The organism is Bacteriovorax sp. BSW11_IV (assembly GCF_000447755.1).
In the GTDB taxonomy this organism is placed as follows: domain Bacteria; phylum Bdellovibrionota; class Bacteriovoracia; order Bacteriovoracales; family Bacteriovoracaceae; genus BSW11-IV.
In genome coordinates, this window is sequence record NZ_AUNE01000027.1 from 17,796 (window position 1) to 38,920 (window position 21,125).

At 37.4% G+C, this 21,125-nt stretch carries 18 protein-coding genes and 1 tRNA gene; 10 read left to right on the top strand and 9 right to left on the bottom strand.

Annotated elements, in window-relative coordinates:
- Positions 1–1,662: a hypothetical protein gene (locus M899_RS07510; protein WP_021270915.1), complete on the bottom strand. Its 1,662-nt coding sequence runs from the start codon at positions 1,660–1,662 to the stop codon at positions 1–3.
- 303 nt (positions 1,663–1,965) lie between these two features.
- Here M899_RS07510 and M899_RS07515 point away from each other — a divergent pair, with 303 nt between their 5' ends.
- The gene (locus tag M899_RS07515) at positions 1,966–2,271 is read left to right on the top strand and encodes an HU family DNA-binding protein (protein WP_021270872.1); all 306 of its coding nucleotides are present in this window, start codon (positions 1,966–1,968) and stop codon (positions 2,269–2,271) included.
- Positions 2,272–2,389: 118 nt separating this feature from the next.
- Here M899_RS07515 and M899_RS07520 read toward each other — a convergent pair.
- A tRNA-Cys gene (locus M899_RS07520) sits at positions 2,390–2,467 on the bottom strand.
- A gap of 93 nt (positions 2,468–2,560) precedes the next feature.
- Complete coding sequence (locus M899_RS07525; protein WP_021270893.1) at positions 2,561–3,664, bottom strand: PQQ-dependent sugar dehydrogenase; 1,104 nt, start codon at positions 3,662–3,664, stop codon at positions 2,561–2,563.
- 221 nt (positions 3,665–3,885) lie between these two features.
- Here M899_RS07525 and M899_RS07530 point away from each other — a divergent pair, with 221 nt between their 5' ends.
- Positions 3,886–5,985, top strand: coding sequence for a hypothetical protein (locus tag M899_RS07530; RefSeq protein ID WP_021270832.1), 2,100 nt, complete (start codon positions 3,886–3,888; stop codon positions 5,983–5,985).
- Positions 5,986–6,005: 20 nt separating this feature from the next.
- On the opposite strand, the gene M899_RS07535 is transcribed toward M899_RS07530, so the two are convergent.
- Positions 6,006–6,425 (bottom strand): GatB/YqeY domain-containing protein, encoded by a 420-nt coding sequence (locus tag M899_RS07535; protein ID WP_021270866.1) that lies wholly within the window; start codon positions 6,423–6,425, stop codon positions 6,006–6,008.
- A gap of 88 nt (positions 6,426–6,513) precedes the next feature.
- Here M899_RS07535 and M899_RS07540 point away from each other — a divergent pair, with 88 nt between their 5' ends.
- The 6 genes from M899_RS07540 to M899_RS07565 are packed head-to-tail and all read left to right on the top strand — an operon-like array spanning position 6,514 to position 11,251.
- Positions 6,514–8,043, top strand: a complete 1,530-nt coding sequence (locus M899_RS07540) for a hypothetical protein (protein WP_034728414.1) — start codon at positions 6,514–6,516, stop codon at positions 8,041–8,043.
- A complete protein-coding gene (locus tag M899_RS07545; RefSeq protein ID WP_021270847.1) occupies positions 8,033–8,911 on the top strand; it encodes a hypothetical protein in 879 nt (292 codons plus the stop codon). The genes M899_RS07540 and M899_RS07545 overlap by 11 nt, the downstream gene beginning before the upstream one ends.
- Positions 8,912–8,970: 59 nt before the next feature.
- Complete coding sequence (locus M899_RS07550) at positions 8,971–9,801, top strand: hypothetical protein (protein ID WP_231370262.1); 831 nt, start codon at positions 8,971–8,973, stop codon at positions 9,799–9,801.
- Positions 9,802–9,812: 11 nt separating this feature from the next.
- Positions 9,813–10,169, top strand: a complete 357-nt coding sequence (locus tag M899_RS18785) for a CidA/LrgA family protein (protein ID WP_021270849.1) — start codon at positions 9,813–9,815, stop codon at positions 10,167–10,169.
- A complete protein-coding gene (locus M899_RS07560) occupies positions 10,169–10,861 on the top strand; it encodes an LrgB family protein (RefSeq protein ID WP_021270932.1) in 693 nt (230 codons plus the stop codon). Before M899_RS18785 ends, M899_RS07560 begins: the two co-directional genes overlap by 1 nt.
- Positions 10,862–10,864: 3 nt before the next feature.
- Positions 10,865–11,251 carry a DOPA 4,5-dioxygenase family protein gene (locus M899_RS07565; protein WP_021270825.1) on the top strand — a complete coding sequence of 129 codons (387 nt, stop codon included), beginning with the start codon at positions 10,865–10,867 and terminating at the stop codon, positions 11,249–11,251.
- On the opposite strand, the gene M899_RS07570 is transcribed toward M899_RS07565, so the two are convergent.
- The 4 genes from M899_RS07570 to M899_RS17635 form a co-directional block, all read right to left on the bottom strand.
- Complete coding sequence (locus M899_RS07570; protein ID WP_021270829.1) at positions 11,244–12,617, bottom strand: glycerol-3-phosphate dehydrogenase/oxidase; 1,374 nt, start codon at positions 12,615–12,617, stop codon at positions 11,244–11,246. The two genes, M899_RS07565 and M899_RS07570, sit on opposite strands and share 8 nt — an antisense overlap.
- A complete protein-coding gene (locus M899_RS07575) occupies positions 12,614–14,107 on the bottom strand; it encodes a hypothetical protein (protein WP_021270845.1) in 1,494 nt (497 codons plus the stop codon). Before M899_RS07575 ends, M899_RS07570 begins: the two co-directional genes overlap by 4 nt.
- An 86-nt stretch (positions 14,108–14,193) precedes the next feature.
- A complete protein-coding gene (gene secA, locus M899_RS07580; RefSeq protein WP_021270859.1) occupies positions 14,194–16,746 on the bottom strand; it encodes a preprotein translocase subunit SecA in 2,553 nt (850 codons plus the stop codon).
- A gap of 22 nt (positions 16,747–16,768) precedes the next feature.
- Positions 16,769–17,848: a peptidoglycan DD-metalloendopeptidase family protein gene (locus tag M899_RS17635; protein ID WP_052610327.1), complete on the bottom strand. Its 1,080-nt coding sequence runs from the start codon at positions 17,846–17,848 to the stop codon at positions 16,769–16,771.
- A 226-nt stretch (positions 17,849–18,074) separates the two neighbouring features.
- Here M899_RS17635 and M899_RS07590 point away from each other — a divergent pair, with 226 nt between their 5' ends.
- Positions 18,075–18,788: a substrate-binding periplasmic protein gene (locus tag M899_RS07590; RefSeq protein ID WP_155897142.1), complete on the top strand. Its 714-nt coding sequence runs from the start codon at positions 18,075–18,077 to the stop codon at positions 18,786–18,788.
- A 15-nt stretch (positions 18,789–18,803) separates the two neighbouring features.
- Here M899_RS07590 and M899_RS07595 read toward each other — a convergent pair whose 3' ends face one another.
- Positions 18,804–19,547, bottom strand: a complete 744-nt coding sequence (locus M899_RS07595) for a Stp1/IreP family PP2C-type Ser/Thr phosphatase (protein WP_021270828.1) — start codon at positions 19,545–19,547, stop codon at positions 18,804–18,806.
- Positions 19,548–19,778: 231 nt separating this feature from the next.
- Between M899_RS07595 and M899_RS07600 the strand changes: the two genes are divergently transcribed.
- Positions 19,779–21,083, top strand: a complete 1,305-nt coding sequence (locus M899_RS07600) for a hypothetical protein (RefSeq protein ID WP_021270921.1) — start codon at positions 19,779–19,781, stop codon at positions 21,081–21,083.
- The last annotated feature ends 42 nt before the right edge of the window (positions 21,084–21,125 follow it).

The following is a 21,125-nucleotide window of genomic DNA, read 5'->3' on the forward strand; positions in this document are numbered from 1 at the left end:
TTATTCAATAGAATCAACGGCCGGAACACAAGCGACACGTTTGTCAGAAGGCCTAATCCCTACAGGGATTCCTGAATTACCAACCTCATTTTGTAAATCATCGGCCGCACGTACAGTGTAGCGTTTTTGATAACCTTTTTGTGTAAAAGGGTCTAAGTCATTCGCTACAGGTGGCCAGTAGAAATAAGTTGTGTAGTCACGAACAGAAAGGGAAGTTGGTCTAATTTTTGAGCCATCTTGTTTTATATGAAACCAGATGGGTTTAATTTCACTTTCACGAACGAACATAACATCAGGAGTAACAGTCGTACTTGTTCCTTGTGAGTCTGTAAAAGTTTCGGTCGGTCCTACTGCGATATATAGGGCCTCAGTTGGTACACCTACAAGGTCTTTTAACACACTATAAAGTGGATCAGTACTATTGTAATCATCTGTTCCTGGGCATTTTCCAAATCCATATTTATCTACAAATGGCACCATGATATAGCCAAGATTTGGTTGAGCTCCGGCGATACCACTCACTTGAGGAACGTTAGACCATTGCAGTAATGAAAAGATATCTTGATCAAGCGTATCTCCACCATTTCTTCTGGCGTATTCTTCTTTAATAAGTGTATTGGCCTTTAATTGGTTATTTTCTAAATACATTCTTGGATCATTTAAATCCCATACGGCAAAGTGATTTGCTCTATATTCAAGACGAGGATACTCCTCATTATCAACTCTTGTATTGTGTTCACGATAATTGAAGCAGACAATATTTTTTTCAGTGTCTGGCAGTGCTGGTGGTGCATTGTCTGGTCTGAAGTAAAAGTGACTTCGCGCCATATCGCTATAGATACTCACATTTGAACTGCTATCTGTTTCAATGAGAAAGCGCAAACACGTATATTGTGTGATCCCCTTAAAGCGAATGATTCCTGTGTCATCATCTTCGACCGGATTTTTCAAGAGCACTTGTAGGTAATCACTTTGTGCATTAGTTCCTGTTCTCGTTTCTTGGATGTTAAGAACATAAGGCGTATCGAAAAGCAGCGTCGGCTCTAGAACGGCTTCAAATTTATTTGTTCCTGGAAATGTTGTGACGTTCACTTGCTCACCAGTTTTCGCTGTTAGAAAACATTGTGGAGTTGCTGGGTCTGGGTTTGAACCAGTTTGAATAGCATTTGTACACCAGCCATTGAGGTTTCCAAAAAGAGGTTGATTTACAATTTCTGATCCGACTGTAACAGAACCATAGAGCTTAGCTTGAGTGTCTGTTTTGGTGGCACAAAATGCAGGACAGTTAGGCGATGTATTGAGTGTGACAGATTGTTTCGCTTTACATACGCAAAAATCTGAATTGATAAAAACAGAATCTTGCGGACGAATAATTTCATCACTATCTTTCAAACAAGCGCCTTTGGCACCAGAGAGAATTGTTTGTTGATCTTCTGTTAGACTTTCTGTGATATCAGCAATCTCACTTGCATCAGCAATATGAAATCCTTCAGTACAAGAAGAAACACATTGTTCATTATCGATTTCGTAATAAAGTGACTCCCCACAAGAATCAACAAGATCTGATGCTCCAGAGATTACACGCTTAGAGCGTCCGGCCTCTTTTACGCAAGAACTAAGTAGGAGAGTAAATAGGACAATTAGTGTTAATTTTTCTTTCATTCTAACTATCTTTTCGTCATCGCTTCTTTCACCTTTAACCTATTTTAAGATACACAGAGCAATAAAGACGGCCATCTTTAAAAATTGAGTCATTTCCATAGCTTAAAAAACAACTTTGTTAAAAAAAGTTAGCACTAATGCCTTGAAAATTGGTCACAAGACTGACACCATAGTAATGTAAGTGCCTGAATTTCTAAAAAATAAGAAAACTCATTTAATCTTGTTAAGTAATTCTCGAAACTTACCGATAGGTAAAAAAACGAAAGAAAAACAAATTCTCTATACGCATCTCGGAGGAAGATTATGACAAAAGCGGATTTAATTGCAGCAGTAGAAAAGCAGGCAAACCTGACTCACAAACAAGCTGAAACGATTGTAAACATTTGTTTCGACAGTATGATTAAGTCTCTTTATGACGATGAAAGAATTGAAATTCGCGGTTTCGGCTCTTTTGCTAACAGAAATTACAAAGCTTACGAAGGGAGAAATCCTAAGACTGGTAAGATTGTAAAAGTACCACCAAAGAAAGTTCCTTTCTTCAAAGTAGGAAAAGAATTGAAAGAAATGGTAGATGCAGGAAAAGATAAGTACGTAATTCGTGAAGCATAATCAAAAGATCGTATTGTTAAATATAAAGGCCTCCTGATTGGGGGCCTTTTTTATTTCTAGGCAAAAAAAAAGCCCCGCAGTTTGCGAGGCGAATATTTGAAAGGGATTGTGTTTTAAGTGGAGGTCAGAATCGGATTCGAACCGATGATACAACAGTTTTGCAAACTGCGCCGTTTGACCGCTCCGGCATCTGACCACTTACTGTTTAAGTAGCTGTGATTGTGTATGAACGGTCCATAATTGTCAAACCTTATTTCTGATAAAATTCACCTCTAAACAATGCTTGGCATTATTTGATCTTGTTCTCCAGTGGTTTGATCTCATAAATTCTGCCACTATCTGTAGATATAAAAATATGGCCTTTACTATTGGCGCTCACATGGCGTATGCGCTCTTTAAGCTCACTCAGAAGCTCCTCTTCTTCGATAACTTTATTTTCCTTGATTCGCACCCTTCGTAAATGTCGCGAGCTCAAATTGGCCAAGAAGAAGTCTGAGCGCCAATTTTCAAATGCACTCCCTTTATAAATTAAAAGGCCAGAAGGGGAGATTGAAGGTGTCCAATATTTTATAGGTTGCTCCATTCCTTCTTTATGTGTACTTCCAATTTTAGGACCCCAGTACTCACTGCCATAAGTGATAATGGGCCAGCCGTAGTTGGCCCCTTTTTTTATTAAATTGATTTCATCACCACCACGGGGACCAAACTCACTATTCCAAATATTGCCATCTTGGTCGATATCAATTCCTTGAGGGTTGCGGTGGCCTAAGCTCCAGACTTCTTTTGCAAAGGTCTTATCAGTTTCGTGAGGGTTGTCTGCTGGAATTGTTCCATTGAGATTAAGTCTTATGATCTTTCCGTGATGTTTTGTTTTATCTTGGGATAAGTCGCGCAGTCCTCTTTCTCCAATGCCCATATAGATTTTGTCGTCTTTAAAAACTAGACGAGAACCAAAGTGGACAGTCTTGTCGCTATTAGCATTGCTGACAAACAACTCTGTGAATTCTTCGAGCTTATTATCTTTTAAATTTAATTTGGCACGACCTAGTGCTGTGACAGCTCCGTCATTGATTGGTTTTGAGTAGGTGAGGTATATATATTTTTGACCTTGAATCTCTTTAACTTTGACATCAAGAAGTCCTCCTTGCCCTTTCGTGTAGACTCTTGGAGTGCCAGAAATTGGCATTTTGAGACCATTTTGAAGTTTGAAAAGATGACCACTTCTTAGTGTGAATAGTATCGTTTCATTATCATAAAAATCAAGGCCCCAGATGACGTCGTCGGTATCAATAATTTTTTCAATTTGGAAGTTGTGATGCTGAGATGTCACCGTTTGGGCAAATATATTGGATGTGATTAATAGTAGTGAAAAAACGATTCCAAATTTTTTCATCGAAACTCCGTGATTAAAAACTAATTTATTAAATTATAACAGGATGGACTGAAGAATCACCTCTTAAAATGGGCATTTGGAGTTAATGAATGTTGATAAATGAACTCTAACTGACTGTTTAGTAGAATTACTAAAAATTCACTATAAATAATCCTTATAATAATAAAATATTTTTAGAATTAACCGATAAAGATACTAGGATTTTTAAAAGGTTGAATCAAATGGCAAACAAACTCTTTTCAATGACAATGATAATTTTGATGAGTTTATTTTTCTTTTCCTGTAGTGCTAAGAAAAATAATTCAAATGCATCGTTCAAATTGTATTTGGGGGCGCAAGTTTTAAATAATTACTCCTTCACAACCTTAAGGGCAAATCCTGTTGGTGATGCTCTAGGTCCGGATGGTAAACCAATTCCACCTTTTGATATTTCATTATCTGATACAGCTGATGGAATAGTTGAAATTCCAAATGGAATTTGGCACTTTCAAGTCGTCGCCTTTGATAATGTCAATCTTGCTATTGCTAGTGCTTTTTGTGGGGACTTCGGCCCAGTTGAATTAACAGGTGAAGATGCACAAGTTGAAATTGTCATTACTGGTGCAAACTGTAGTACACCTGAAAATAGCAACTATGTCACACAAGTAAAGACTAATTATGCAAGTGCTGGAGGGCTCTATAACACTCCACCAGTGGCCACAGGTTTTGTACAGCCTAATATAAATGAAGATGATACTTTCAATGTAACGCTATTATATTCTGATAACGAAAGTGATCAGGCCACAAGTTGTACGATTTCACAAATGTCGCTCGTATCCCTTGTGAATGCGTGTTCATGTTCGGCAGGGGTGTGTGGTGCAACTTTAAAAGGCAATCCAGATAGTTTTGGGGCAGCTTCTTTTTCTTACTCAGTAAATACAAATGGCCAAGTTTCAAATGATTTCACAATCGTGTTTAATATTCTCGCTGTTGATGATGCTCCAGTTGCGCAAAGTTTAACTCTTGCAACCAATTTAATTGAAGATGCTGATCAGACTGTTATTTTAAATTATACCGACATTGAAGGTGATCAAGCGACAGCTTGTACTATTTCAAATGAGGTCAATGTCCAAGTGACTACGAACTGTACTTGTACTAGTGGAACATGTGATGTTGGAATTCGATCTTTGCCAAATGCAAACGGACCTGGAAGCTTTGACTTCAACGTTGTGTCCAATTCATTAGTCTCAAATGTTGGAACCATTAATTTCACTATTGATCCTGTAAACGATCCACCAGCGATTACAACTACTATTCCCACAGTTTCAGTGCCAGAGCACCAATCCTTTACTTTTAGCTTTCCCTATAATGACGTAGATGGCGATAGCGTAACTTGTTCAACAGTCGGAGTTTCTTTTCCAGTAACATGCACATGTTCAGTGGGCAATTGTGATGTTGTCATAAATCCCGAAATAGGTGGCCAGCTTGGAACTCATAACTTGGGAATTGATGTCTCTGATGGACAGTACACCGCCTCAATGACAACAGTCGTTGATATTTTTTTACTGTGTCCAACTCATTATATAAAAGTTCCGGGAGTTGCTCCTGTTAATGATTTTTGCGTTATGAAATATGAGGCGAGCAATAATGGCTCAAACCAACCTATATCTTCAGATGTGGCGGTGCCGTGGAGTGCTGTTTCCATGGATAATGCTAGTGCCTATTGTCGCAACGTCAATGAGCCAGGTTTTCAGTCTTCTCGTTTTGATCTTATCGCAAATGAAGAGTGGGTTGTAATTGCAAAAAATATTGAACTCCAACCATCTAATTGGTCTAATGGAGCGATCGGCTCACCAAATGCTCTTAATAGAGGATGGAGTTTAGCAACTAATACAAATTTTTCTTCTGATAAGAGCGTCAATTGTGTTTTCAATACTGGTGTAAATGCATGTGCAGTATCAGGTGATCACAATTATAAAAGAACTCATAACCTTTCAAACGGTGAAGTCATTTGGGACTTTGCGGGGAATCTTTCTGAGTGGGTTGACTTCACTTTGACAGATTCGGTTTTAACAATGGGTCCAACAGATGTTAGTTCTGCAGGATATATGGAGCCAATCCCCACAGGAAGTTTAGTTTTAGAAGATATCGGTCAGACCAATGGTTATGGTTTTAGTCAGGGGACTGGTAAGATTATTGGTGGACCGGTGGGCGCACTAACTCGTGGTGGTTTTTATAATGAAGATTTGAGTGCAGGGATATTTAATATGAATATGCAAGCATCAAGTTCAGCATCAAGTGCAACAAAAAATGGCTTTCGCTGCGTTTATCGCACACAATAAAAAATTAAAAAAAGAGGCCCTTACGATAGGGCCTTTTTAATAAGATCTGTAGCTAGCTTTCCATCAAAACGACCTTTAATTTGTGGCGACAATTCTTTCATTATTACGCCTAGATTTGGGGCCGCATGATTTGCTTTAATATCATTGATAAGCGCTACAACTTCTTCTTCTGTAAGCGCCTTCGGTAAGTATTCGTCTAAGATTTTTACCTCAGCAAGGACTTCGTTAAATTGGTCAGAACCCTCTGGAAACATAGAAAGAGACTCTTTAATTTTTTTTGCATAAGAGATAACAATATCCATCTCTTCAATTGGTTTATTTGAAGTATCATTTTCAATAAATAATTTTTTTAAATAGCGAAGCACGTTCAGTCTGATCTTATCTTTTGCTTTCATTGCAGTAATGATTTCTTGACTGATTTGATCTTTAAGTTGTCCCATGACTATTCATCCTTGTTAATTTTTTCCTAAGTGTATCAGGATAATGAAAGCTAATAAAGTTTTCACATGAAAATACGATTAAAAAAGTATGTTTAAGTTCGTTATTTTTACCCTCTTTCTTACTTCCTTGCCTCAATTGGCCCTTGCGCAATATGAGCGAGACGAATTAATTGGTCAGGATTCAATATGTCTAAAGCTTGAGAACTACGAAGATGAGATGGGTCGAGAGTGTCTTATCACAAAAAAATCTATAACTGAAATTCATCGAAAAGACAGATTGTCTCGAGATCTTGATGAGCATTTGGCCCTAAGTGAAATCAAGAGAAATATTCAGTCCATGGCCGATGCTCAAATTTATAACTCAATCCAAGTTTTGGCCGCTCTCGGTGTAGAAAAAGAAGATTTAGGGCTTAGTCGAAAAAAAGACGAATTAGAAGTTAAAGGTTATCACTTTCCAAAATTTTCTCGAAAAAAAAATGCTGAACTTCAAAAACGTTATTTTCTTTCGGCCATACGTTACCATGAACAAAAAACTCTTCTTGCAAATTATCCACTAACAAATGACCAAAAGAATAATATCAAACATAAATTACGAATAATGGAGTTGCGCTATCCTTTAGTCACTAATCATAATTTCAAATTCTTTAAAGATTATGTGGTATCAAAATTTAAAATCACAGGTGGTTATAAAGTTGAAACGAAGGAAGAAGAGTATGTTCTAGATTCTTACTTATTAGGTGAAGTCCCTGAAAAACTTGATGAAGTATCGCAGTTGGGGTTTAAAGTAAAATCAAATGCTGGAAAAGTTCTAGAAGGTCTCGTAAGTGGAAAAAATGAAAAGCAAATGGATATCATCTATAAAGATCTTACTTCAGAACTTCAACAATCCCTAGCGATGCAACTCAGTCCACTGGAGAGTATTAACTCCTTCAACTCATGTCAGCTCTATAACGTTCATTCTCGAATAACTTTAGATGCGATCAATTCTTCAGCAGATCCGGCAAAGCTTGTGAAAAGTTTTTGTAATTGCCAAAAAGAAAACTCACCTATAGATGAGGACATTGTAATGGGGCTAGAAATGGCCTCTCTCGGTGGTTTAGGTCTGTGTATTACGCCAACAGGTGTAGGTCAAATTGTTGGCTGTCCTACCGCTTTTGTTGCTGGCCTTGGGGCAACTGGGGCAAGTACAATCAATTTTTTTTCCTATATGAGTAACTATTCAGACATCAGCAAGGCCCGTGGTGTAACTACAGTATTAGAAAGAGATTCCTTTTATCAAGACGAGGTGAATCGACTTAGAGATAAAGAACTCGATTCACTTAGTAATATTGGTGTTTCTCGCTTGATTGGACTCGTAGGTCTAAAAGTTGGTCACATCGGAATGAAGGGGCTTCTAAGAGTTTATGAAAAGAGTAATATTTCAAAAACTTTAGCAAAGAAAAATCCGTTTCAAAAAGAGAGATTCAATTCGCAAGTAGATAAATTAGATCCTAATATGCAAACAAAGATGTTTGTCATTTTAGATCGCCTAGATGAGAAAACAAGAAATTATTTTATTGAATCACCTGAGGTTCTTTTGCGTGAACTTAAAAAATCAGGAGGAAAATGTGCTCTATAAATTATTTGTCTCGGCCTTTATTCTTGTATATTCGTTTTCTATATTAGCATCTGATCTTCTCGATGAGATTATACGTCAAACTCAAGTCGAAGGAGTAAGTATTGAACAGCTTGAAACGCAAAAGAATGCCATAAAAGGAAATACACTTCTTGATATAATCAATCGTACAAAAATTGATGAAGAAATCTCTCGCCAAAAACATATTAAAGCAAAGATTCTTTTAGAAGTGGCCATTAATAATACCGATATTTCTCAAATCAATCCAGGTTCTTCCTTGGACCAAAATCGACTTAAAAAACGAACAACCGATTTAGGGAGTGAGCTTCTAAATAAATCAGTGGATGAAACTGTTGTTAAAAGTAATCCGGCCCTGGCCTCAATAAATCATAAACCTAGTGGAAGGGCGTTGGTGCTTGGTCGTGATGTTGATATGGACAATCTTTACCATGCTCGTAATCCAATGAAAAAAAGCGAGACAATAATTGTCGAAAAAACAACAGATCTAAGAGGACGCACGGTTTATAAATCTTTGGATGGCAAAGTTGTCGACTATACGCCCATGGGAAAAGTGTTTGCAAAAAATGACGTTATTTTTAAAGATGAATCAGGGAAATTGCAAAAAGGATATCCAAAGGCCATCTATTCAGATGGAACATTAGAATTCAAGGATCAATATGGCCTCACTCAAAGACGTATCGCTGGGAGTTATCATTTAAGTGACGATATCGCATCGTTTGACGGAGATAAAATTAAAACTAATTCCCAAAAAAGTGTTTCTATTTATGATGATCTTGATTCTAATAACAACTTATCGTCTCGGGAAAAAAATGCTTTGAAATCTTTAAGACGTGTAATGTGTAATCTCTAAAGACAGTCGTCTTATTCGTTGACACTTAGGCCTTCACCCAATATGTAAAATTCGACCAAATGAGTGGTTTGCATTTTGCAAAAGGAATTGTTGTGAAAGCTGTAATTGTTCTATTATTTCTCTTTATTTTTCATCCATCAGTTGTCTGGGGTAGTGGACTCAATAATTGTTATGGTCTAGTTGAAAAGTTTTTTATTAATGAAAGTGTCATTTCAAGTGACGATGCCATAGAAGTTCTTGGCGAGATTGAAGAGTTGCTGTTGCGATCTGTTGCCAGCGAGTTTCGCTTTGGTGATCATGATGCAAGCTACTTTCAAGATCTTGAAAATGCAAAACATACGTTGTCTGAGCTTATTGAAAAGGCCTTAGAAGGTAAGAAACTTAGCTCTAATGAAATTGAAAATTTAAAAAACCGAATTTCTAGTTTACTGCCTAAAGAAGTTGAACAAACACTCGTAAATACTCCTGATGATATTTGGCAGGGCATGACTAAGGATTCTTCACTTGTGCAGGCAGAAGTTGTTTATGAAGTTCCAACTCGAAATGATCTTCATTCATTAAAAGTTGTCTTCAATCAGAATGTTGTTGATAAACTTTTTCACTCTTCTCTACAAGTAGAGCAAAAGGCCGCGCCAAAAATACTCACTGCAATTACCCATGGATTTGGCTCGTCGGGTACTGGGCATGGTATACAACGTTTAATGATTGATAGTGATATTATTGAAGTTTTTATCCGTGGTAATGATGTTGGACGTATTAGACTCGGGGGTTATATGGACAATGGCATTCTTTATTTGGTCCACTTTTCAAATAAGGGTGAGCATGGTTCATCGCGATATATACAAACATTTGTCAATCAAGTTAAAATGGAGAAGACTAAAAGGAATTAAGGGGAGTGCTTATGCCTGGCCTTTTAACTGGTTTTTTTCTTATTTTACTTCATCTTTTTTTGGGCAATTTGGCCTCGAAATTTATATTTAATGGATTCATGCCAGGAAGTGTTCTTGGTATGATTTTCCTTTTCTTGTCACTAAAATTGAATTTAATTAAGTCCCAAAGTGTTGGTGAGTTTTCAAAACTGGTCTCAAAATTTATCCCGCTTTTTTTCGTTCCTATTGGCGTCGGCCTTATGGACTCATATAAAATAGTTGAGGCCAATTTCCTCATTATTATCTTTTCGAGCTTAATTAGCACCATTCTCATTTTGCTTTTTGTTCCTAAGTTGTATTTGTGGCTTGTGAAAAGGACAGGTGTTTAATGGATATTTTTCGCACTGATCTTTTTTTTATTCTTTTAACAGTCGGTTCATATCTGTTTTCAGTGGCCCTTGCTCGCAAAGTAAAGTTTCCTTTGTTTCATCCAGTGATTGTTGTTCTCGTTATCATAATTAGTGCATTAAAAATAATGGGAATTGATTTTTCAACTTATAATAAAGGTGTTGCCGCCATTGATTTTATGCTTGGCCCTTCAGTTGTCATTATTGGATATTTTCTTTACGACAATTACACACATATTAAAAAACAGCTCTATCCCATTTTAATAACAATGATTATTAGTGCTCTTTTTGGAGTGGCCTCTGTTTTTGCGATAGCTTATGCAATGGGTGCCAATAGGGAAATCGTCGCAAGTCTTCTTCCTAAGTCAGTAACATCACCCATAGCTATCGAAGTTTCGGCATCTTTGGGAGGATTACCTTCATTAGCTGTTGTCGTTGTTATTATTGTTGGGATTTTCGGGGCCAGCTTTGGTCCTTCACTATTAAGAAAATCAAATGTTTCAGATCCTATTGCCAAGGGGCTTGCCCTGGGATCTGCGTCTCATGCTTTAGGAACGGCCACAGCTCTCGAAATCGGTGAAGTTGAGGGCGCCTTATCTGGTTTGGCCATCGGGTTAATGGGCGTTTTTACCGCTATTTGGGCGCCAATTTTATTTTATATCGTTTATAGGTGAATCATGGATATTTCAAAGTTAAAGTTTCAGTTTAATTCAATTAAAAGGCCAAAAGACTGGGTGTGTGATTTTGATGCTCACATTTATTTTGACTTAAATCAGTATGAAATTATTTTAAATTTACAAAATAAAATTAAAGAGAGTTTTAGCTCTGAAGACATTTTTGTTGGAGATATTATTCCAAAAAATGTTGGTCCCCATTTGAAACCCATGATGGAAGTTAATTTTAAAAGATCTCATTTTACTGAATTTGTCTTATGGCTTATGGACAATCGTGGACCGTTATCAATATTGGTTCATAGATTGAGTGATAATGATTTTAAAGATCATACATCAGGGGCACTTTGGCTTGGAAAGCAAGTTCCCCTGGATTATGATAAATTTAATTAGAAAGTAGAGTTTCAATTAACTTTTTTTGAGAATCGCTCAGTGTGAACTCTGGGCGATTAATACGTCTAGAGACGTCTTCTATCTTTCTTACGTGTTCCTTCTCAACAATCGACTTGATAATCTCATCGTTGATATGAATTTCTTTAAATGAATCAACAATACTTTTTTGGCGAAGGGGCATTGAACTTAGGCCATCATTGTAATTTCTTTGTTGGCGTAGGCAAATGGCCTTGGCCACATCACTGGCCATCACTCTAAAAGTTGTATATTTACCACCAATAATAATGTGCAAATTTGGCTTCACTTGGAAATACTTATGCTCTCTGGCCGTTTTTCCAAGATTAGAATCACTATCTTCTTTTACGAGTGGTCTTATGCCAGCAAAAGAATTAACGATATCCTCTAAAGTAAATTTTGAATGGGGAAAATAGTTATTTAAATTTGCAATTAAGTACTCAAGCTCATTTTGGCTGGCCTTAATATCAAAGAAGTCTTCGTTGGCATTAACCTCTGTTGTTCCCACTAGGACATGATCTTTTTGGGGTATAACAAAGATGACTCGACCATCGTTAGGGGTAAGCACCATGGCCGACTTCAGAGGAAGTCGCTCTTTTTTTATCCAGATATGGCTTCCTTTTGAAGGCAGAATATGATCTTTCCATTTGAGTTCATATTCATCTTTTAAGACGTGATCAGTAAATGGCCCAGTGGCAAAGACTAGATCTTGGCAAAATACGTCTCTTGATATTCCGGTGATATTATCTTTTAGTGTCACTTTAATCTGATTATCACACAGAGTTTCATGCTTCACATATTCAACATAATTAAGAGCATGACAGTTTTTGTTTTTAAGGCCATCGTAAATAACTTCTAAAGTTAATTTAAGATCATCCACTATGGCATCATAGTACATTCCACTGCCTTTAAGGCCACTTTCCTTTATTCCTGGAATGAATTTCATTGTATCTGATTTAGAAACCATCTTATGGGGTGAATTTTGAAAACCAGAAAGGAGATCATAAAGAAATAATCCAATCTTAAGCATCCATTTTGGTCTTAATGAATCCTTGAATACGGGCATATAAAAATTCATTTCATAGCACAAATGTGGAGCAATTTTTAACCAAAGATTTTTTTCATGAAGGGCCTCGAATACCAAACCAAAGTCCATATTCTCTAAATAGCGAATTCCACCGTGAAGCATTTTCGATGAGCTTTGTGATGTTTGAGATGAGAAATCTTTTTTATCTACAACAAGACAATTAAGTCCTTGAAGAGAGAGGTCTCTAAATATTCCTGCACCAACAATTCCCCCTCCAATGATTAATGTATTGTAACTTAGGGGGATACTCTCTAATTTGCTCAATTTCTAGCTCCTGGGGCATCTATTAGCCAAACAGCATTTCCTGTACATGTTATTTTAAATTCACGGTCCATGCCCTCTGTTAGAGGAGTTATCTGGTATGTAATTCCCACAACCGCATTGGCCTTCAATTCAAATGCACGTGCACGCAGTCTTTCTTTTAACTGATCAAAAACTTCACTTTGAGAAAGATCAGCAATATTTTCTTGATAATCTTCTTCCTCTTCAGAGTTTTGTCTAAGTTCGCTCTCTAAAACAACTTTGTGAGAAGAGATGATGTCGATATAACGGACTATTTGCATTGCGTCCAGTCTTGAATCTAGCGAGAGGATAATATCTTCTTGTTTAATTTCGTTTTCTTTAAATTCATGATGTGACGTTTTGTTTTGGCGAAGATTTGATTTTGTGACAAGTCCTTTCTCTTCGTTTTCATATGATTTTGACGGACGAATTTCTTCTGAAAGTCCCATTAAAATTTCAAGATTAAAGCGTCTTAACTTATGGCATAAATAGATTGCGGCGTATTCACTAAGTTGGGAAAGAAGTAATGTTCCGTGTTCGATACTCATGGTCATGACTTGACGATTGCTATCATTGATTAGGCCGTGCTCTTCTAAGATGGATGCAATGGCCTCTCCATCTTCATGGTATTTGATCTTCTTTAAAACAATACTAAAGGGAGGATTTCCTCCTAGAGCAACGTTGCCATAAGTGATATTTTCACTAAAGCGTCTTACGTCTTGAAATGTTTCTCTAGTAGGTGGACTTGGCATTTGTGTTGTTTGAGTCTGTGTTGCTTCAGGTTCAAAAAAAGAAGGAGGATTATCGACTTCAATTTCGTTTTCTGAGTCATATTCAGAGACGGCCTCTAAGCTTTCTTCCATTACCACGTCATTATTTTCTTGTGCACTCTCATCGCTATAATCGATTAAGTCTTCATTGGAGCTTAGAAAGTCTGTTTCTTCTTGATCATCAACGCCATCACTGTCGTCATTGTCTTCTTCTGAATCATCGTTATATTCAGTATCTTCTGAATCAAAAGTTGGGAATTCGCTTTCTTCGCTGGAATCCATACTAAATTCTTCGCCAAATTCTTCTGAGGAAAAACTTTCATCACTGCCAAAGTTCAGTGCTTCTTCATCTTCATCTTCATCTTCTTCAGATTCAGATTCTAATTCTGATTCTGATAACTGGAAGTCGGGAATTGTGGCCTCTTCGTCTTGGCCTTCGTCTTGTTCAGGCATTTGGGGAAACTCATCTTCTTGGTCTTCATCTTCTTGTGAATCATTACTCATGTGAAAAGATGGTTTATCGCTATCGTCTTCAAGATCATCGATAGAAGGCAGGGCATCTTCTTGATCGTCATCGTCTTGAGTTTGATTTGGGTCTTTATAAGTTTCTAATTTGGCATTGACCTCATCATCTTCTTGGTGGAAGAAAGCTGAGATATCTTCTAGACGGGTAAGGTCTGGGCGTGTTTTGTCATCAGACATAAATCGATTCCTTCGATCTGGTTATATGCCTATTATAACAAAGAATTAAAAAGGGAGCTATAAGCTCCCTTTTATTTTTTAGAAATTTAGGCCCCGTGGCACTGTTTGAATTTTTTCCCTGAGCCACATGGACAAAGGTCATTTCTTCCAACTTTATTTCTACCGCGAGATACGGCCTGAATGGCCTTGGCTTCTTCGGCCTTTTCAAGGGCCTCTTGGGCCATTTTATAGGCCTCAAGCTGTCTTTCAAGCTCTTCTTGATGCTGTTTTCTTAGTTCATCAATCTCTTCTTTTGTATAAAGTCTAACAGTGTACATATTGCGAACAACTGACTTTTTAACTTCAATTCTCATCCCTTCAAAAAGTGTAAACGATTCACGCTTATACTCTGTTAAAGGATCTTTTTGAGCATATGCACGTAGGTTGATCCCTTCTTTCATATGGTCCATGGCCAGAAGGTGCTCTTTCCAGTGATTGTCAAAAGTTGTTAGTAGGATCTCTCTTAGGGCAAGTTTAACTTGCTCTTCTTCATATTTTGAGAATTTCTCATCGATGATTTCATTTGCTCTTGTCGTAAAATACTCTTCAATATTTCCTGCAAACTTCTCAGAACATTCAACTGCACTGATTTCTAGTTCAGTATTGAATGTCGCCTTGAATGATTGCTTCATTTCATCCCATGGCCATTGGTCTAGAGGGACTTTTTTCTCAGTTCTGAAAGTATTTACTAGTTCTTCAGAAACATCTTCGATCATTTCTTTAACAAAACCTAGATTGTCATTGTCTCCTAGTATTTCTCTTCTAATTCTGTAAATAACACGTCTTTGCTCGTTCATTACGTTATCGAACTCAAGAAGGTGCTTTCTAATTTCGAAGTTATGAGTCTCCACTTTCTTTTGGGCCTTAGCGATAGCATTGGAGATCATCTTATGCTCAATTGGCTCATCTTCTTGCATTCCAAGTGTGTTCATAACCTTTGAGATTCTGTCACTTCCAAAAATTCTCATAAGATCGTCATCTAGAGATAAGAAGAATTTTGAGTGTCCTGGATCTCCTTGACGGCCTGAACGACCTCTAAGTTGGTTGTCGATACGACGTGATTCGTGTCTTTCTGTACCAACGATGTAAAGTCCGCCTAGGGCCTTTGTTTCATCAGTTAGCTTAATATCGGTACCACGACCGGCCATATTTGTTGCAATTGTAACAGCACCTTTTTGACCAGCATCTTTAATGATGTCGGCCTCTCTGCCGTGTTGTTTAGCATTTAGAACATTGTGTGGAATACCTGCTCTTTCAAGTTCTTCAGAGAGTAGCACTGAAGAATCAATAGAGATTGTACCAACAAGAACTGGCTGACCTTTTTCATGAAGTTCACGCACAAGATTTATAATGGCCTTGTTCTTTGCGTTTTTGTTTTTGTAAATAACGTCGGCCTCATCAATTCTTGCAACGGGCTCGTTTGTTGGAATAACAACAACATCAAGATTGTAGATTTTTCCAAATTCTTCTGCTTCTGTATCCGCTGTACCTGTCATACCTGCAAGTTTGCTATACATTTTAAAGTAGTTTTGGAATGTAATTGAAGCAAGAGTTTGGTTTTCAGATTTAACTTCAACGCCTTCTTTTGCTTCAATGGCCTGGTGTAGACCATCTGACCAACGAGAACCATCTTTTAAACGGCCTGTGAATTCATCAACGATGATGACCTTTCCTTCTTTGATAACGTAATCAACATCATTTTTAAAAAGGTGGTGAGCTCTTAGAGCTTGATTTAAGTGGTGAAGAAGCTCTGAGTTTTTTAGATCGTAAAGGTTTTCGATTTTTAAAACTTCTTGAACTTTAATAATACCATCTTCAGTAAAGATCGCTGATTTTGTTTTTTCATCTACTGTGAAGTGTTTCTCTACAGTCAGTTTCGGAATGACTGAGTTTGCAAGTCCGTAGGCATCAGTATTTCCTTCGCTTGGACCCGAAATCAGTAGGGGAGTTCTCGCTTCATCGATTAAAATCGAGTCAACCTCATCCACGATACAGTAGCGGAAGTCTCTTTGAACATATTCCTCTAAAGAGAACTTCATATTGTCTCTTAGGTAGTCAAATGCAAATTCATTATTTGTACCGTAAGTAATATCTGAGCGGTAAGCTGCTTGGCGCTCTTCATCGCTCATATCGGCAACGATACAGCCTACGCTTAGACCTAACCAGTTAAACAGGACTCCCATTTCTTTGGCATCACGACTCGCTAGGTAGTCGTTGACAGTGATAATATGGGCCCCTTTTCCTTCTAGGGCAACAAGATACAGAGGAAGGGTTGCTGTAAGTGTCTTACCTTCACCCGTTTTCATTTCGGCAATTTTTCCTTGGAATAATACAATCCCACCGATCATTTGCACATCGAAGTGGCGCATTCCAAGGGAGCGTTTTGACGCTTCTCTTACTGTGGCGTAGGCCTCTGGTAAGATGCTATCAAGGTCTGCACCATTTTTAATCATTTCTTTGAACTTAGGAGTTTGCGCCTTTAGTTCATCGTCGCTTAAAGCTTGCATTTGAGCTTCAAGAGAGTTGATTTGGTTTACAATTGGACGAATTTTTTTAATATCGCGATCGTGTTTTGTTCCGAACAAAGTTTTAAGTAACATTATTTATTCCCTAGTTTAAAATTTAATCTAAAATGTAGTATAGCGGATCAACTGGTGTACCGTTAACGCGCACTTCATAGTGCAAGTGTGGACCTGTTGACAGACCTGTATTTCCTACTTTTGCGATGGCATCTCCGCGCTTAAGTACTGTGCCTTTTTTGGTCAAAAGCTTCGAATTGTGTGCAAAAAGAGTTTCAATTCCATATCCATGATCAATTTGAACATAGAGACCAAATCCTGGTTTTTCACCGGCCGCAACAACAACGCCGTCAGCAGGGGCAATAACTGGTGTTCCTGTGTTGGCACCAATATCAAGACCTTCGTGCATTTTTACTCTTTTTGAGTAGTGAGACATTCTTGGGCCGTAGTAACTTGTAATCCAGCCGCGAGCAGGCAAAAGCGTTGGTGTTGCTTTTAAAAATGATTCGCGATCGAGTAAGTATTGGTCCAATTCATGAATCGCCACTTCCAATTCCTTAATGTGAGACTTTACCTTTGAATATTTATAATCAAATTCAGCAAAGTCTGAAGCCAGCGCGAAACTTTGTTTTGTCAGTTCGTTCCACTCTTTTGTAAAAGCGTACCCCGTGATGAGTCCAAAGTTTGTTGCAATTTTTTGCTCATAAAGGTCTTTAAGCTCGAGGTACTTCGCATCGGTTTTCATCTCTTTAAAGTTATTGAAGATGTTGACTTTTACAGTGTCCTCTTTATTTAGGTCGTAGTCATCTGGTGAATCGAGACTGTTAGGGATTCTTTCGTTTTCACTTTTTGCTGAATCTTCTTCACTACTGTTTGGTGCACTTTCTTTTTTGCCAGAAAAGCCTGTAATAATTCGAAGTTTCTTTTCAAAAGTTTTAATACGCTCAATATCGTCTGTTAAAGAGTTGATCTTCATATGAAAGAGCTGAATCTGCTCTTTAAGCTGACGGTTTTCAAGACTTAAGTGTTTATTTTCGTAAACTTGTTTTAAGATTTTCAAATAATCGTAGCAAAGAACTCCAAGAAGTAATCCGAAGATTACACTCATGAAAATGAAGGCCTGAAACAGGACTTTAGGAATTCTGATGGAGCGGACACCCTTGTCTCTCTCCGGAACTAACATAATAGTTATATAGCGATCCAACGCTTTTCTCCGTTAAAAATTTTTGAGGCCCTAAAATTGTAAAGCCGTGGAAGTACTCTGGCAACGACGAGATGCACAGAAAAAAGAGATTATTTATCTTTCCTTCAAGAATATTTATTGTAACAATAAATATGACCCTCTGAATGGAGCACTTGCGTTGCGACAAACTCTCATTTTCATATTATGGTTATCAACTCTACTTTGGATGAACCGAAGTCATGGTGCATCTATTGCTGTGAGTTTTGCGACTAGTGATCTACCTGGTCTACTAGACAAATCTCAGGGCCATGAAAAAGGTTTCTTTGTCGATTTATTTGATTTGATAAAAACAGAAACGGGCCTCGATGCCCAACTTCGTATCTATCCATGGGCAAGAGCACAAAAACTAGTGAGTTCTGGTGATCACCATGTTTTGATTGGACCCTATCGCTCTAAGCAGCGTGAAAAGAATTTAAGCTTCGGGAGCAATCCGATTTACAAAGATCGTATTGTTCTTGTCACAAGTGCAGAGGATAAGGTCAAGTGGCGTGGTCGCCTTGAAGATTTAGCGAATGAATCTGTGATCATTATGCGAGGCTGGTACTATGGTGAAGAAATTCAAAACTTTCTTTCTGATCATAAAAAAACTCTAAGCGCAGGAGACTTAGCTCAGGCACAAAAACTTCTTCTGTATGGTAGGGGCCGCTATCTTATCATTAATGAGCGTAGTTATTTCTACTACAAGAGCAAAGAGAGTTATTTCGATAAGAGTGTTCTCATTTATCCCAATCTTACAACAGTTGATGGTTATATAGCATATTCAAAACAATATAAGAATTTTGAACAAATTCAAAAAAGTGTAGAAAATGTAATTCAGCAAATTACCATTGATGGTCGTTTAGACCGATTGCAGAAAAAATATTTTTCACATCTCCATTGAAGAAAATTGCCAGCATTAAAGTGCAATAACAAGTATGACTGAAATATTGTCTTGTCCACCATTTTCATTGGCCTGAGCAACAAGAGTATCTGCCACCAATTCAAGCTTTTCTTTTGTCGCTTTTGAAGGATCAGGGATATGATGATTGATTAAAAAAAGAATATCTGCATCTGAAACTTTTCCGTGAAGTCCATCTGAACAGCTTAGAAATATATCTCCACGAGAAACTTTATAGGTGAAGATGTCGACTTCTACTTCATCGTCAAAACCAACTGCGCGTACGAGGACATTTTTCTCTGGATCTTTTTGGGCCATCTCGCGATTATAAATTCCCAAATTCAGCTTCTCTTGAACTAGTGAATGATCTTTTGAGAGTTGGTAGATTTTTTGCTTGTTAATAAGATATGTGCGGGAATCTCCAACATTTCCAATGTAAAGGGTGTCGCCTTTAAACTTTAGCATATTAACAGTCGTTCCCATTCCTTGTAAGTTGGGATCGGTGAGAGCATGATTTTTTATATTTTGATTAGCATAGAGAACAGCCTTCTTGCTATTTTCATCTGGATTTGAATTTGGATTTTGATCAAAATACTCAGGAATAAGCTTCACTGCCATGGCCGAGGCAATATCACCACCATTGTGACCACCCATCCCATCCGCTACGACAAAGAGATTTTTCTTATGGCCTACAAAAATGGCGTCTTGATTGGTCTTTCTTTTGCGACCGATGTCTGTTTTTCCCGCAGCTATTAAACCCATGGTTTCTCCCTCAGTATTTTAAAATTTTCTTAAGTCCTTGGATTTTTGTCAAAAGAAGGCAAGATGTTTCACCTTATTTGGCCCATATTTGCGAGAAGTTGTGATGGAACGAAATGGCCAAAAAGAGCATAAATGGCATTGAAATTGCTCATATCTCTCTATTGGGGCCAGTGGTGCGTAAAATTGAGGTGTGTATTGTTTAAGAATTGGTCAATTGACCAAAGGTGTTTCATGAAATTTGCTATGCTCATTTTTTGTCTATTATCGTTTAGCTCAATGGCCGATTTTTTCAATAAGAATATTGATTCGGATTTCTTTATTAAATTAAAAGATAAGCACAGCGCTGTATTTGGTAGATCGTGGTATCCCAATATTGAGGCCTCTGGTCTATTAGGGCACCTCGAAAGAGAAAACCCTCGTGCTTTTCAACAATATCTAAATTTAGAAAAGAAAATTATTTCTTGGGTGCAATTTCTTGACTCAAGCGAGAACAGTGATTTATTTGGAAAAGATTTAAAACAGTGGCGTTATAAGAATGAGGGCTGCTTTGCTCTTATGGTTATTAATGTTTATGAAAATGAACTAAAAAAATATGACGAGAAAAATCAAGTGATTTTCTCTTATCTCTTGGCCCATAGGCCTCAGTCACTTTTTGCAAATAATGGAATGTTCTATTTAAAAGGTGCTGAAGTTGAGGGAACAAGAAGTTTCGATTCAGGATCTTTTTTAGGTCATACTTATAGTCGCAATATGAATGCCATCACCCGCACTTTTAGCGATTTCATGGATTTCATTTTCTCTAGTGGTGAGAATACCAAAAATATCGTTAATCTCTATGAGCAACGTTGCGATGAACTACCGCTTGCAAGTGATTTTTTTCCCAATTGGGATATGGAAGAAATTGAGCAAATTGCGTCTATAGATGATGATCAAATTAGAGCAAATGAACTGCGAGTTTTTATGGATAGTGCATGGTCTCCACGCATGAATTTTCGCTATGGATATCGCCAAGCTCTGGCCCTTTATCCTCATCTTGGACTTAAGTTTTCTGCGAAAGTTGAATCAGCTCAATTTATAAGAACGTATTTTGATGTGATGGTAAAAATTTACGATGAACATAAAGTAGTGGATGAGAAATTATGTCGTGCTTTAAATGCACCATTGTCTCTAGCAAGTACACTTGGTTTTGATGTCGATCCACTTAATAATTTGTATAAAAAAATGACGATAGAAGATTTTAAAAAATGGATGGAAATTAAGGCCTCGATTAATATGGCCTCTATGTATGAAATAGATGAGTGCTTAGGTACTCTTCGCTATATTGATAATGTGTGGTCGGGTTCAACTATTTTACCACATCCGAATAATTCTATTATGAGAAGAGATATACGTTATTACTTAGGAAAAATAGAAACCGAACTTTTTTATCACCCATCTTGGAAGGCCACCGTTTGCATGAAAACGAAATTGAAAAAAAATGATAAATCTCTGTCAGTCACTAAGGCAAAGTCTCCCGGCGTTTTTGGTTGTTTTTGAGCATGTATTTATAGTGATGTCTTTAAGTCGGGTATATGTTGT

Excerpts from the sequence above, each read along its gene's own strand:
- M899_RS07525 (WP_021270893.1), bottom strand. The coding sequence starts at position 3,664 with ATGAAAAAATTTGGAATCGTTTTTTCACTACTATTAATCACATCCAAT.
- M899_RS07600 (WP_021270921.1), top strand. The coding sequence starts at position 19,779 with ATGAAATTTGCTATGCTCATTTTTTGTCTATTATCGTTTAGCTCAATG.
- secA (WP_021270859.1), bottom strand. The coding sequence starts at position 16,746 with ATGTTACTTAAAACTTTGTTCGGAACAAAACACGATCGCGATATTAAA.
- M899_RS07590 (WP_155897142.1), top strand. The coding sequence starts at position 18,075 with ATGAACCGAAGTCATGGTGCATCTATTGCTGTGAGTTTTGCGACTAGT.
- M899_RS07515 (WP_021270872.1), top strand. The coding sequence starts at position 1,966 with ATGACAAAAGCGGATTTAATTGCAGCAGTAGAAAAGCAGGCAAACCTG.
- M899_RS07575 (WP_021270845.1), bottom strand. The coding sequence starts at position 14,107 with ATGTCTGATGACAAAACACGCCCAGACCTTACCCGTCTAGAAGATATC.
- M899_RS07530 (WP_021270832.1), top strand. The coding sequence starts at position 3,886 with ATGGCAAACAAACTCTTTTCAATGACAATGATAATTTTGATGAGTTTA.
- M899_RS07560 (WP_021270932.1), top strand. The coding sequence starts at position 10,169 with ATGGATATTTTTCGCACTGATCTTTTTTTTATTCTTTTAACAGTCGGT.
- M899_RS07510 (WP_021270915.1), bottom strand. The coding sequence starts at position 1,662 with ATGAAAGAAAAATTAACACTAATTGTCCTATTTACTCTCCTACTTAGT.
- M899_RS07565 (WP_021270825.1), top strand. The coding sequence starts at position 10,865 with ATGGATATTTCAAAGTTAAAGTTTCAGTTTAATTCAATTAAAAGGCCA.
- M899_RS17635 (WP_052610327.1), bottom strand. The coding sequence starts at position 17,848 with ATGTTAGTTCCGGAGAGAGACAAGGGTGTCCGCTCCATCAGAATTCCT.
- M899_RS07595 (WP_021270828.1), bottom strand. The coding sequence starts at position 19,547 with ATGGGTTTAATAGCTGCGGGAAAAACAGACATCGGTCGCAAAAGAAAG.
- M899_RS18785 (WP_021270849.1), top strand. The coding sequence starts at position 9,813 with ATGCCTGGCCTTTTAACTGGTTTTTTTCTTATTTTACTTCATCTTTTT.
- M899_RS07535 (WP_021270866.1), bottom strand. The coding sequence starts at position 6,425 with ATGGGACAACTTAAAGATCAAATCAGTCAAGAAATCATTACTGCAATG.
- M899_RS07540 (WP_034728414.1), top strand. The coding sequence starts at position 6,514 with ATGTTTAAGTTCGTTATTTTTACCCTCTTTCTTACTTCCTTGCCTCAA.
- M899_RS07550 (WP_231370262.1), top strand. The coding sequence starts at position 8,971 with ATGAGTGGTTTGCATTTTGCAAAAGGAATTGTTGTGAAAGCTGTAATT.